The sequence below is a fragment of the Tessaracoccus bendigoensis DSM 12906 genome (assembly GCF_900141915.1).
Lineage (GTDB): Bacteria > Actinomycetota > Actinomycetes > Propionibacteriales > Propionibacteriaceae > Arachnia > Arachnia bendigoensis.
In genome coordinates, this window is sequence record NZ_FQZG01000041.1 from 25,949 (window position 1) to 37,511 (window position 11,563).

Here is an 11,563-nt window from a genome sequence, read left to right on the forward strand (position 1 = left end):
CATGGAGATCTTCCTGTGGGGAGTGCTGCCCTACGTCGTCGCGCTGGTATTCGTCGGGGGCCTGATCTGGCGGCACCGCTACGACCAGTTCGGCTGGACCACCAGGAGCTCACAGCTCTACGAGTCGAGGATCCTGAAGTTCGCCTCACCGGTGTTCCACTTCGCCTTGCTGGCCGTGTTCCTCGGCCACGTCGTCGGCCTGATGATCCCCAAGGCATTCACCGACTGGGTCGGGCTCGACCAGCACATGTACCACATGGGCGCGTTCTACGGCGGTGGTCTGGCCGGTGTGGCGCTCGTGCTCGGGCTGGCGCTCCTGATCTACCGGCGGCGCACGCAGACGGCGGTGTTCCGCGCCACCACGTGGAACGACAAGATCATGTACCTGGTGCTGGCCCTGGTCGTGGGGCTGGGCATGGTCGCGACACTGACCGGGGACAAAACGCCTACCGGGGCGGAACACAACTACCGGGAGACCGTCTCGGTGTGGTTCCGTTCGCTGTTCACCTTCCAGCCGAACGTGGAGGCGATGGGGGCGGCGACCTGGCAGTTCCAGACGCACGTGGTCATCGCGCTGCTGCTGATCGCGATGATCCCGTTCACCCGGCTGGTGCACGCGTTCTCCGCGCCGCTGCACTACCTGTTCCGGCCCTACATCGTCTACCGCTCCCGTGACGGCCAAGCGCGGCATTCGCAGACGGTCAAGGGGCGCGGCTGGGACCCGATCGGTACCAAGGACAACGAGAAGTCGCGACGCTGAGACGTCTCATCGTGTGGGTCGGGAAGGCGCGGACCGCGCACCCGGGAACGTTAACCCGACCCGCCGTCGGCGCCGGACAACCGCTTCGGCAGACTAGGCGCATATTTACCAGAAAATTGGATATTCCACGTTGTAGAGAGACCACCGAAAATGAGTAAGAACCTCATAGAGGTCCCCCCGGTGCACGAGACCGGCAAAGGCGCCGGTCGGGTAATGACCATGTCCACCATCGCGTTCACCCTGATGTTCGCGGTGTGGCTGATGTTCGGGATTCTCGGCATCCCGATCCAGAAGGAACTCGGAATCTCCGACGAGCAGTTGGCCTGGGTTTCCGCGCTGGCCGTGCTGAACGGTTCCATGTGGCGCCTCCCGGCTGGCATCCTCGCCGACCGGATCGGTGGACGCAAGGTGACGCTGTTCCTGCTGTTCGCCACCGCGATCCCGGCCTACCTGGTGTCATTCGCGAACAACTACGCGATGCTCCTAGTGCTCGCCTTCCTCGTCGGGTTCGCAGGAAACCTGTTTTCGGTCGGCACCGCCTGGAACTCGGCCTGGTTCGGGAAGGAGCGGCAGGGCCTGGCGCTCGGCGTGTTCGGGGCGGGCAACGTCGGGGCGTCGGTGACGAAGTTCATCGGTCCGCCCCTGATCGCGGCCACCGCCGGTTCGACCCTTTTCCTCGGCATCCAGGGCGGCTGGCGACTGATCCCGGTGATCTACGCCGTGCTTCTGGTTGTCGTCGGCATCCTCACCTGGATCATCGTGCCGCGCGTCGACCGCGCACCGGGGGCGTCGAAGCCCATCCGCGAGATGCTCGCGCCCCTGAGAAACGTGCGGGTGTGGCGGTTCAGCCTCTACTACGTCGCGGTCTTCGGCGCCTACGTTGCGCTCTCGGCCTGGCTGCCGAAGTACTACGTCGACAACTTCGACGTCAGCCTCACCACCGCAGGCCTCCTGACCGCCACGTTCATCTTCCCGGCGTCCCTGCTCCGGCCGGTCGGCGGCTGGCTGAGCGACCGTTTCGGTGCCAGGAAGGTGATGTACTTCACCTTCGCCATGATGTTGCTCACGAGCGGGATTCTGATGATGCCCAACGGGTTCATCACCGTCGTCCATCCAGGCGGCGCACAGACCACTCACTGGCACTACGAGATCCATCTGGTCTGGTTCGTGATCCTCGTGTTCCTGCTCGGCTGCGCGATGGGCTTCGGCAAGGCTGCCGTGTTCAAGCACATCCCCGAGTACTTCCCCGAAAACGTCGGTTCCGTGGGTGGCCTCGTCGGGATGCTTGGCGGCCTCGGTGGCTTCTTCCTGCCTCCGTTGTTTGCCTATACCAAGACCTGGTCGGGTTTCCCGAGCAGCACATTCTTCTGCATCTTCATCCTCGTGGCCATCTGCGGCCTCTGGATGCACATCACCATCGTCAAGATGCTGCACGAGAAGGCCCCTGAACTGGCCGGCAGCATCGACCGTCCGCTTGAGAAGGAGCTTTCATGAGCACCAGCACCAGACCGGAGACCAAGGGCGACTGGCTCGTCTCCTGGGACACCGAAGACGAATCGAAGTGGGACAAGAAGCTCGCCTGGAGCACGCTGACGGTGACGACGGTGTCGCTGACGCTGTGCTTCGTGGCCTGGTTCCTCCCCAGCGCGATCATCCCGAAGCTGAATGCGCTCGGCTTCACCTTCACCAAGTCGCAGTTGTACTGGATGGCGTCAATGCCGGGACTCTCCGGTGGCCTGCTGCGCATCGTCTGGATGGTGCTGCCGCCTAAGATCGGCACCCGCAAGATGGTCGCGCTGACCACGCTCCTGCTGCTCCTGCCCGTCCTCGGTTGGGGCTTCGAGGTGACCAACCCGGATGTGCCCTACTGGCGGCTGATGGCTCTGGCGTTCCTGGCGGGCATCGGTGGCGGCGCCTTCTCCGGGTTCATGCCCTCGACGTCGTACTTCTTCCCCAAGTCGAAGCAGGGCACCGCGCTCGGTATCCAGGCAGGCATCGGCAACTTCGGCGTCTCACTGGTGCAGTTGCTCACCCCGTGGCTGATCAGCTTCGGGATGTTCACGTTCCTCGGCTCGCAGCAGATGGCGCTCGCGGGTAAGGACCCGGTGACAGTCTGGTATCAGAACTCGGCGCTGGTCTACGTCCCCCTCATCATCGTGGTGGCGATCTGGGCCTACATCGTGTTGCGTTCGGTGCCCGTGAAGGCCAGCATCAAGCAGCAGTTCGACATCTTCGGCAACCCCGACACATGGTGGATGACGATCCTCTACATCATGACTTTCGGCACCTTCTCGGGTCTGTCCGCCCAGTTCGGGCTGCTGATGATCAACCTCTACGGGGCCGGGAACACGGGCATCGTGGAGGGCGCAGGTGCCACCGCGACCGTGCTGATCGAGGGCTACACCATCCCCGATCCCGTGAAGTTCGTCTTCCTCGGCCCGCTGGTCGGCGCGGGCGCGCGCATCCTGTTCTCCCCACTCACCGACCGGATGGGCGGGGCGATCTGGACGCTCATCTCGGGTGTCGGCCTGCTCGGGTCGATCCTCTTCACCATCCCGGCACTCACCCCGGACCTCTCCAGCGCCGACGCGCTGCAGGGTGGATTCAACCAGTTCCTGTGGGGCATGTTGTTGATCTTCCTGTTCGCCGGGATCGGTAACGCGTCGACCTTCAAGCAGATGCCGATGATCTTCGAAAAGCGGCAGGCCGGTGGCGTCATCGGTTGGACGTCGGCGATCGCGGCCTTCGGCCCCTTCCTGTTCGGCGTTGGCCTGACCATCATGAGCCCGACGGCGTTCTACATCATCGGCGCCGCCTGGGCGGTCATGTGCATCGGGATCACGTGGGTGCGCTACGCGCGGACGGGGGCGCCGAAGAAGAGCTGACCCGATTTCATCACCGGGACGGGTCGACCACGGATATATGGTTGGCCCGTTCCCCATTCCCTGGAGGTCTGTCTTGACGGCGAGGATCGCGGTGGCCGATGTCACCACCGAAAATCTCGACTGTGATCGTCTACTCGCAACGGTCAGCGACGAACGCGCCGGGGCTGTGGTCACCTTCGCCGGGGTCGTGCGCAACCACGACCACGGGGTGGCAGTCACCGGCATCGAATACGTCGGGCACCCGTCGGCGGCTCAGGTGATGCAGGAGGTGGTGGCCGGGTTCGCGGATCGCGAGGGCCTGCATGCCATCGCGGCCCAGCACCGCGTCGGAATGCTCGGAATCGGCGGTGTTGCTCTATATGTCGCTGTCGCCGCGTCGCACCGGGGGCAGGCGTTCGGGTGCGCGTCCGACCTGGTCGATAAGATCAAGGAAAGCCTCCCCATCTGGAAGAAGCAGTTCCTCGCGGATGGGACACACGAATGGTCGCAATGCCCATGAAATCGAACCCTCCACGCGAACCCGGTGCCCCGCTGTCCACATCCTCGGCCGCGCTGGTGGCCGAGGCGAACGCGCTGGTGCCACCCATCTCCGTCGACGAGGCCAAGTCGCTCGTCGGTAGCCGGGACGTTCTGTTCGTCGACATCAGGGAGCCGGGTGAATGGGAGCGCGAGGGAATCATCCCGGGCGCGCACCGGGCGCCCCGCGGGATGCTGGAGTTCTGGGTCGACCCGGACAGCCCGTACTACCGCCCGGCGCTCGACGACGGTCGCCGGCTCCTGCTCTACTGCGGCTCGGCCTGGCGCTCGGCGCTGGCTGCCGCGGCCCTGGTGCGGATGGGTCGCACCGACGTAACCCATCTGGCCGGCGGGTTCTCCGCGTGGCGAGCAGCAGACGGGCCGGTCGAGGAGTATCCGCCTGGCGGTCAGCGATGACCGCCGGCGACCGGCCCGAGGCCGGGTCGCTGACCGAGGAACAGCGCGAACGCTACGTCCGCAACATCGACTTGGTCGGCATGGGGGAGGCGGGGCAGCGGAGGCTGCTCGCCTCTTCGGTGATCGTGATCGGCGCAGGCGGTCTCGGCTCCGCGGCGCTGCCCTATCTGGCGGCCGCGGGAGTCGGCCGGATCGCGGTGGTCGACGGTGACGCCGTCGAACTGAAGAACATGCAGCGCCAAGTGCTGCACACCGAACTCGGCCGCAACAAGGCCCAATCCGGCGCCGAGCGGCTCAAGGCTCTGAACCCGGACGTCGCCGTCGAGGTGCTGCCCGAGTACCTGACCCCGGAGCGGGCACGCGAACTTTTCGGGGCCTACGACCTGGTGCTCGATTGCACCGACACGTTCGGGGCCAAGTTCATGCTCTCCGATGCGGCCGAGGCGGTCGGCGCCCGGCTGGTGTGGGCGTCGGCGGTCGGGATGCAGGGCCAATGCTCGGTGTTCGGGGTGCCCGACGCGCACGGCGACCGGCTGTACCTGCGCGACCTGATCGCGGAAGAGCCGGCCGACGGGCTCTATCCGAAGGCGACGGACATCGGGGTGCTCGGTGCGATGGTCGGTCAGATCGGGTCGCTCCAGGCGACCGAGGCGATCAAGCTGTTGGCCGGGATCGGGTCGCCGCTGGTGGGCCGGGTCGCGCTGCTCGATGCCGTCAGGTCGCGCTGGTCGGAGCTGCCGCTGAGGAAGGCGGTGGTTGAGTTGGTTGAGCCGCAATGTTGACCGTTGAGCAGTACCTCGAGCGCGTTCTGGGGCTGGGGACGAGGCTCCCATCGGAGCCCTGCGCCGTCGGCTCGGGGATCGGGCGGGTGCTCGCATCCGACGTGACCGCCGCCGTCGACGTGCCGCCGTTCGACAACTCCGCCATGGACGGGTTCGCGGTCCGGGCGGCCGACCTCACGCCGGGAGTGCGATTGCACGTGGCGGGCGACATCCCCGCCGGGGCGACCTCGGTGCCCACCGTCGGGGCGGGCGAGGCGGCCCGAATCATGACGGGTGCTCCGCTGCCGCCCGGGGCGGATGCCGTGGTGCCGGTGGAGCAGACGGATCAGCCGATGGGAGCCGTGGCTCTGCCGAGATCGGTCGTGGTCCGGGAGCCGGTTCCGGCCGGGCGCCACGTGCGCCTCCGGGGCGAGGACGTCGTCGTCGGCGAGGCGGTCCTGCGCGCAGGGCTGCGCTGGAGCGCGGCGGCGGCGTCGTCGGCCGTTTCGCTGGGACACGACTTGGTTCAACTGGTCCGCAGGCCCCGCGTCGCGGTGTTGTCGACAGGATCTGAGCTGGTCGCGGCCGGTCGGCCGCTGGGTTTCGGCCAGATTCCCGACTCCAACTCGGTGCTCTTGGCCGGGTTGTGTACCGGGTGGGGGGCGGAGGTGGTCTCGGCGTGCGCCGTCGATGACGATCCCGCGAACTTCCGCGCCGCCCTGGCAGACGCCCTGACCGCCGACCTGGTCCTCACCACCGGGGGAGTCTCCGTCGGGGCCTTTGAGGTGGTCCGGCAGGTCGTCGACGGGGAGATCTCGTTCGACAAGGTCGCGATGCAACCAGGCAAACCCCAGGCCAGCGGGCGCCTGACCGCGCCGGACGGGCGCCTCGTCCCGCTGCTCGGGCTGCCCGGCAACCCCGTCAGCGTGTTCGTGTCGGCGTGGGTGTATGCGCGGCCCTTGATCGCGCGGCTGGGAGGGTGGAGCGAGGAGTGGCCCGACCGGCTGTTGCCCGTTACGGAGGGCTGGAAGGGGCCGGAGGGACGGCGCCAGTTCACGCCCGTAAGGGTTGGCCCCGACGGCGTCAGCCCTGTTCACCGGTTGGGCTCCGGGTCCCACCTGGTCGCCTCGCTGGCCCTGGCCGATGGGTTGGCCGTAGTACCGGAGCGAGTCTCATCCGTAGCCGTTGGCGATTCCGTCACGGTGCACACCGTCTGATCAGGAGTATCCGATGACGCGATTCACCCATCTCGACGAGGCGGGCCACGCCCGCATGGTCGACGTGACCGAGAAGACCCCGACGGTGCGCTCCGCCTCTGCCGTGGCATCGGTGCGCTGCAGCACCGAGGTCGTCACGGCGCTGCGGGAGGGCACCGTCCCGAAGGGAGACGTGCTGGCGGTGGCGCGGATCGCCGGAATCGCGGCGGCGAAGAAGGTGCCCGACCTGCTGCCCCTTGCGCACGTGATCGGGGTGCATGGGGTCGTGGTCGACCTGGAGATCGTCGATGAGGGGCTGGACATCTCGGCGACGGTGCGCACCGCAGACCGGACGGGCGTCGAGATGGAGGCCCTTACCGCGGTCACGGTCGCGGCCCTAGCCGTGGTCGACATGATCAAGGGAGTGGACAAGCTAAGTGAGATCGTCTCGGCCAAGGTGGTTGCGAAGTCAGGGGGGCGATCCGGCGATTGGATCCGCGGCACCACCCCGACACCGGATGTGGGCTGAAGCGACACGCTCCTATCACCGTCGCCACCGACGGGACTTGGGGGACGCCCGCACGGGAAGGATCAACTGCTGGCTGGGCGGTTGAGGTCGTGGTCGGCACCGTCGAGTTGATCGACGATGTGGGTCAGTATCGGGCCCAAGACCGCCAGTGCGTCGCGTGCCCCGCCTCGAGAACCCGGCGCGTTGAATACGAAAGCGCGGGTGTCGCCGGTGTCGATGACTCCAGCCAGGCCCCGAGACAGGCACGACAGCGGTGTCTTGACGAGCCCCGCGGCACGGACGGCCTCCGCGACACCTGGCACCTCGTATGCCAGGAGGGTGGCGGTCGCCTCGACGGTGACGTCCCTCGGGCCGACCCCGGTGCCGCCGGTGGTCAGCACGATCCGGACACCTGCGTCGACGGCCTTCCTGATGGCAGAGGCGATCAGGTCGGCGTCGTCTGGGAGGATCACCGGGTCGCCCACCTCCAAGCCGAGTGCGGCTAGGCCGTCGCGCAGGATCGGCCCCGAGCGGTCCTCGTAGACATCGGCGGCGGCCCTGTCGGAACAGGTGATCACAACGGCGCGATAGCTCATGGAGCCATAATATCGACTGTTATGCCCAAGTAGTTCGGCGGAACCGCAAATGCGGATGCTAGGGTCTGCCACATGACGCAGATACGGATCTCTATTGCCGCCGACCTCCTCGGGGTGAGCGACGACACCCTCCGCCGTTGGGTCGAGGCCGGTCGCCTCACCGGCGGCACCGACGACTCCGGGCGCCAGAGCGTCGACGGAGCCGCGCTAGCCGCGCTTGCCCAGGAACTCGCGGAGGGCGACCCGCTGGGGGAGGGTTCCCGCTCGGCCCGCAACCATCTCACCGGGCTCGTGACGCGCGTCGTGTCGGACAAGGTGATGAGCCAGGTCGAGCTGCAGTGCGGACGCTTCCGGGTCGTCTCCCTGATCTCCACCGAAGCCGTGGAGGAACTCGGCCTTGAGGTCGGCGTCGTCGCCACCGCCGTCATCAAAGCCACCAATGTCACCATCGAAAGGAACCGCGCATGAAGCGCCTCGCCATCCTCGCAGCCACGATCCTGCTCGTCGGTTGCGGCACCGCCACCTCGCAGGGAGACCAGTCGTCCGCCACGCCCTCGGCCACCGTCTCCCCGAGTGCGACGCAGGCTACCCTCGGCGAGTCCATCGTGTTCGCGGCCGCGTCGCTGAACAAGGTGTTCCCCGAGATCACCGGTGACGCGGACATCAACTACTCGTTCGACGGGTCGTCCGGCCTCGTCGACCAGCTCAAGGGTGGCGCGCCTGCCGATGTGTTCGCCTCCGCTGACCAGATGAACATGGACAAGGCGGTCGAGGCGGGCCTGATCGACGGGGAGCCGCAGATGTTCGCCACCAACTATCTGGTAATTGCGGTGCCAGCGGGGAACCCGGCAAACGTCACCGGTCTGGATACGTCGCTGGATGGCACCAAGCTCGTCGTCTGCGCCGCCGAGGTGCCCTGCGGGGCCGCGACGGCGCGCATCACCGAGGCCAACGGCGTCACGCTAAGCCCCGTCTCCGAGGAGTCGAACGTCACAGACGTGCTCGGCAAGGTCACCTCAGGAGAGGCCGACGCAGGCATCGTGTACGCCACCGACGCCACATCGGCAGGCGACAAGGTCGAGACCTTTGAGATTCCTGGCGCGAAGGAAGATCCCAATACCTACTGGATCGCACTGGTCAAAGACGCCCCGGACAAGGCCGCCGGCCAGGCGTTCATCGACCTGATTCTGAGCGCCGAGGGCCAGGCCAAGCTGGCCGGATACGGGTTCGGCGCGCCTCAGTGACGCGGTACCCGCGCTGGGCGCTGGTCCCGACCGGTGTGGCCCTGGCACTGCTGGGGATCCCACTGGTCGGGCTGCTGCTCAGGGCGAATTGGGCCGAGTTGCCCGGCCTTCTGGTCAGCGACAGGGCCGTCGACGCGCTGCGGCTCAGCCTGGTCACCTGCACCATCTCCACGCTGCTCGTCCTGGCGCTCGGTGTGCCGACCGCTCTGGTGCTGGCCCGCACCGATGGGCGTTGGGGAAGTGTTGCGCGCACGTTGGTGACCATCCCGATGGTGCTGCCGCCGGTCGTCGCGGGCCTGGCGCTGCTCACGACGCTCGGTCGTCGCGGACTGATCGGTGGGCCGCTGTCGGCCATCGGGATCGAGATCGGTTTCACCACCGTCGCCGTGATCGTCGCGCAGACGTTCGTTTCGCTGCCTTTCCTGGTCATCTCCCTCGAGGGGGCCTTGCGGGCCAGCGGCTCCGACTTTGAGGCCGCCGCCGGCTACCTTGGGGCAAGCCCTTCGAGGGTCTTCTGGCGGGTGACTCTGCCGATGGCGGCGCCGGCGTTGGCGTCGGGGACGGCGCTCTCGTTTGCCCGGGCGCTCGGCGAGTTCGGCGCGACCCTCACCTTCGCAGGCTCCTTACAGGGCACCACCCGCACCTTGCCGCTCGAGATCTATCTGCTGCGGGAGTCGGACTCCGACCTGGCGTTGGCGCTCGCCGTCGTCCTGCTCGCGGTCGCGGCGCTGGTCGTGGGTGTCGCCACGCACCTGCGGGCCTGGGGGAGCCATGCCTGACGCCGTCCGCATCGACGCGAGGGTCGAGGCTCGCGATGTCGAGCTCGACCTGACGCTGGGGGAGGGTGAGCTCGTGGCGATCGTCGGACCCAACGGCTCGGGCAAATCCACCTGCATCGAGTTGATCGCAGGCGCCCTCCGCCCGGACTCGGGCACAGTCGCCCTCGGCGGCACCGTCGTCGCCGGTGCGCAGACCTTCGTGCCCGCGCACCGGCGCCGGATCGGCTACCTGGAACAGCGGCCCCTGCTCTTCCCCCATCTCACGGTGGTCGGCAACGTCGCCTTCGGGCCCCGCTCCCGTGGAGCATCGGCGCGCGACGCGGCACGAAGGGCAGAGGCCGAACTCGAGGCGGTCGGCCTGGCCGGCTTTGGCCCCCGTCGGGTGCGTGAGCTCTCGGGCGGGCAGGCGCAGCGCGTCGCCATCGCCCGGGCGCTGGCGATCGACCCCGAGATCGTGCTGCTTGATGAGCCGTTTGCCGCGCTCGATGCCGCCGCCACCCCGGAGTTGCGCCGCCTGCTCCGGGATCGGCTCCGTAGGATCACCACCGTGATGGTCACGCATGACCCGCTCGACGTGCTGGCGCTGGCCGACGGTGTCGCCTGCCTGAGTGAGGGTCGGGTCGCTCTCCAAAGCGGCGTCGACCGTGTCTTCCAGAATCCTGGCACGCGGTTCTTGGCCGACTTCGTTGGCCTCAACCTGTTGCATGGGCGAGTGGTGGACGACGCCGTCGAACTGCCTGGCGGTGCTCTGGTGACCGGTATGGCGGAGTCACCGTTGTTGACGGATCAGGCACGGGCTGTGTTCCCTCCTGCCGCCGTCAGCCTGTACCGGGCCGCACCGCACGGCAGCCCGCGCAACGAGCTGTCGGCCACCGTCGTCGGGGTCGAAGATCGCGGGTTGGTGCAGAGGGTCAGCCTCGAGGTTGGGAGCCAGAGGATCCATGCCGACGTGACGCCGTCGGCGCTGAGGGACCTCCACCTCGGCGAGGGGGAGGCGGTAGTGGCGGTGGTGAAGGCGACCCAGGTCGCCCTGCACCCGGTCGCCTGAGCGTGGGTTCGGTTGAGCCGGTTGGTTGAGCCGCGTCGGTTGAGCCGGGGTGCGCGTCGGTTGAGCCGGGGTGCGCGTCGGTTTGGCCGGGTGCGCGTCGGTTGAGCCGGGCCCACCGCGCGGAGCGCCGGGGACCGTGACGAAACCATCGTGAGTTTCACGCTGACCCCGGCCACAAGTTCCTGCGCAGTGTCGCCATGGTAACGCCCACGCCTGGTTCGTTCCTCACCAGGCGGCTCAACCGACGCGCGGGGCCGCGCTCAACCGACGCGCCAGGCGGCTCAGCCGACGCGCGGGGCCGGGTTCATCCGGCTCGGGGTTCGGCTGGTCCCCAAGCGTGCGGGTGCCAGGGGTCGTCTTCGGGTTCAGGGGCAACGGTGCAACGCTCGTCCCGGTCGTCGATGGGTTCGTGTGGCTCTGCCCACGGTGAGGGTGTGGGTGGCTGGTCCCAGGCGGAGGGGTTGGGTGGTTGGCCCCGGTCGTCGGTGGGTTCGGGCGACTCGGCCTCGTCGGGTTGCGGCTCGGGTGGCTCGTCCTTGGCTTGTGGCGCTGGTGGTTGGTCCTGATCCGATGGCTCTGGTAGTTGGTCCTGATCCGATGGCTCGATGGGTTCGTCCCAGGTGGAGGGTTCTGGTGGCTGGTCCCAGACGGATGGGCGACTTTCAGTGCTCTTCCTGGTCCGGGTGGTCTTCTCGGTTCTGCCGGTCTTTGTTGCTGTGGTGGTTTGCGTGGTCTTGCTGGCTGCGCGGGGGCTGTTGCTGGTGGGGTTGTTGAGGATGTCTGGGACGCGGTGCCGGCGGTGTTGTCTGGGGGTCTGGGTTGGGTCGATGTGGGTTGGGGGGATGAAGCTGGC

At 67.6% G+C, this 11,563-nt stretch carries 14 protein-coding genes; 13 read left to right on the top strand and 1 reads right to left on the bottom strand.

The window, feature by feature from the left end; genetic code table 11:
- The first annotated feature begins 1 nt into the window (after position 1).
- The 8 genes from narI to moaC all read left to right on the top strand — a co-directional run bounded on the left by narI (position 2) and on the right by moaC (position 7,064).
- A complete protein-coding gene (gene narI, locus BUC15_RS11485; protein WP_073188372.1) occupies positions 2–760 on the top strand; it encodes a respiratory nitrate reductase subunit gamma in 759 nt (252 codons plus the stop codon).
- Between the two features lie 150 nt (positions 761–910).
- Positions 911–2,254 (top strand): MFS transporter, encoded by a 1,344-nt coding sequence (locus tag BUC15_RS11490; RefSeq protein WP_073188375.1) that lies wholly within the window; start codon positions 911–913, stop codon positions 2,252–2,254.
- Positions 2,251–3,645 carry an MFS transporter gene (locus BUC15_RS11495; RefSeq protein WP_073188377.1) on the top strand — a complete coding sequence of 465 codons (1,395 nt, stop codon included), beginning with the start codon at positions 2,251–2,253 and terminating at the stop codon, positions 3,643–3,645. Before BUC15_RS11490 ends, BUC15_RS11495 begins: the two co-directional genes overlap by 4 nt.
- 91 nt (positions 3,646–3,736) lie before the next feature.
- Positions 3,737–4,144, top strand: coding sequence for a molybdenum cofactor biosynthesis protein MoaE (locus BUC15_RS11500; protein WP_073188406.1), 408 nt, complete (start codon positions 3,737–3,739; stop codon positions 4,142–4,144).
- Positions 4,135–4,578, top strand: a complete 444-nt coding sequence (locus BUC15_RS11505) for a rhodanese-like domain-containing protein (RefSeq protein ID WP_217652215.1) — start codon at positions 4,135–4,137, stop codon at positions 4,576–4,578. The genes BUC15_RS11500 and BUC15_RS11505 overlap by 10 nt, the downstream gene beginning before the upstream one ends.
- Positions 4,575–5,360 (top strand): HesA/MoeB/ThiF family protein, encoded by a 786-nt coding sequence (locus tag BUC15_RS11510; RefSeq protein ID WP_073188379.1) that lies wholly within the window; start codon positions 4,575–4,577, stop codon positions 5,358–5,360. The genes BUC15_RS11505 and BUC15_RS11510 overlap by 4 nt, the downstream gene beginning before the upstream one ends.
- Positions 5,354–6,556, top strand: a complete 1,203-nt coding sequence (locus BUC15_RS11515; RefSeq protein WP_073188381.1) for a molybdopterin molybdotransferase MoeA — start codon at positions 5,354–5,356, stop codon at positions 6,554–6,556. Before BUC15_RS11510 ends, BUC15_RS11515 begins: the two co-directional genes overlap by 7 nt.
- 13 nt (positions 6,557–6,569) lie before the next feature.
- The gene (gene moaC, locus BUC15_RS11520; RefSeq protein ID WP_073188383.1) at positions 6,570–7,064 is read left to right on the top strand and encodes a cyclic pyranopterin monophosphate synthase MoaC; all 495 of its coding nucleotides are present in this window, start codon (positions 6,570–6,572) and stop codon (positions 7,062–7,064) included.
- 62 nt (positions 7,065–7,126) lie between these two features.
- Here the strand turns inward: moaC and BUC15_RS11525 are convergent, their stop codons facing one another.
- Positions 7,127–7,639 (bottom strand): MogA/MoaB family molybdenum cofactor biosynthesis protein, encoded by a 513-nt coding sequence (locus tag BUC15_RS11525; protein ID WP_073188385.1) that lies wholly within the window; start codon positions 7,637–7,639, stop codon positions 7,127–7,129.
- 72 nt (positions 7,640–7,711) lie between these two features.
- Between BUC15_RS11525 and BUC15_RS11530 the strand changes: the two genes are divergently transcribed.
- The 5 genes from BUC15_RS11530 to BUC15_RS20435 form a co-directional block, all read left to right on the top strand.
- Positions 7,712–8,107, top strand: coding sequence for a TOBE domain-containing protein (locus BUC15_RS11530; protein WP_073188387.1), 396 nt, complete (start codon positions 7,712–7,714; stop codon positions 8,105–8,107).
- Positions 8,104–8,883: a molybdate ABC transporter substrate-binding protein gene (gene modA, locus BUC15_RS11535; protein ID WP_073188389.1), complete on the top strand. Its 780-nt coding sequence runs from the start codon at positions 8,104–8,106 to the stop codon at positions 8,881–8,883. Before BUC15_RS11530 ends, modA begins: the two co-directional genes overlap by 4 nt.
- The gene (locus BUC15_RS11540; RefSeq protein ID WP_084189540.1) at positions 8,880–9,662 is read left to right on the top strand and encodes an ABC transporter permease; all 783 of its coding nucleotides are present in this window, start codon (positions 8,880–8,882) and stop codon (positions 9,660–9,662) included. The genes modA and BUC15_RS11540 overlap by 4 nt, the downstream gene beginning before the upstream one ends.
- A complete protein-coding gene (locus tag BUC15_RS11545) occupies positions 9,655–10,710 on the top strand; it encodes an ABC transporter ATP-binding protein (RefSeq protein WP_073188395.1) in 1,056 nt (351 codons plus the stop codon). The genes BUC15_RS11540 and BUC15_RS11545 overlap by 8 nt, the downstream gene beginning before the upstream one ends.
- 665 nt (positions 10,711–11,375) lie before the next feature.
- Positions 11,376–11,563, top strand: a 188-nt coding sequence (locus tag BUC15_RS20435) for a hypothetical protein (RefSeq protein WP_217652216.1), incomplete at its 3' end; no start/stop codon positions are given.

Coding starts and splice junctions, on each gene's coding strand:
- narI (WP_073188372.1), top strand. CDS start 2: ATGGAGATCTTCCTGTGGGGAGTGCTGCCCTACGTCGTCGCGCTGGTA.
- BUC15_RS11490 (WP_073188375.1), top strand. CDS start 911: ATGAGTAAGAACCTCATAGAGGTCCCCCCGGTGCACGAGACCGGCAAA.
- BUC15_RS11495 (WP_073188377.1), top strand. CDS start 2,251: ATGAGCACCAGCACCAGACCGGAGACCAAGGGCGACTGGCTCGTCTCC.
- BUC15_RS11505 (WP_217652215.1), top strand. CDS start 4,135: ATGCCCATGAAATCGAACCCTCCACGCGAACCCGGTGCCCCGCTGTCC.
- BUC15_RS11510 (WP_073188379.1), top strand. CDS start 4,575: ATGACCGCCGGCGACCGGCCCGAGGCCGGGTCGCTGACCGAGGAACAG.
- BUC15_RS11515 (WP_073188381.1), top strand. CDS start 5,354: ATGTTGACCGTTGAGCAGTACCTCGAGCGCGTTCTGGGGCTGGGGACG.
- moaC (WP_073188383.1), top strand. CDS start 6,570: ATGACGCGATTCACCCATCTCGACGAGGCGGGCCACGCCCGCATGGTC.
- BUC15_RS11525 (WP_073188385.1), bottom strand. CDS start 7,639: ATGAGCTATCGCGCCGTTGTGATCACCTGTTCCGACAGGGCCGCCGCC.
- BUC15_RS11530 (WP_073188387.1), top strand. CDS start 7,712: ATGACGCAGATACGGATCTCTATTGCCGCCGACCTCCTCGGGGTGAGC.
- modA (WP_073188389.1), top strand. CDS start 8,104: ATGAAGCGCCTCGCCATCCTCGCAGCCACGATCCTGCTCGTCGGTTGC.
- BUC15_RS11545 (WP_073188395.1), top strand. CDS start 9,655: ATGCCTGACGCCGTCCGCATCGACGCGAGGGTCGAGGCTCGCGATGTC.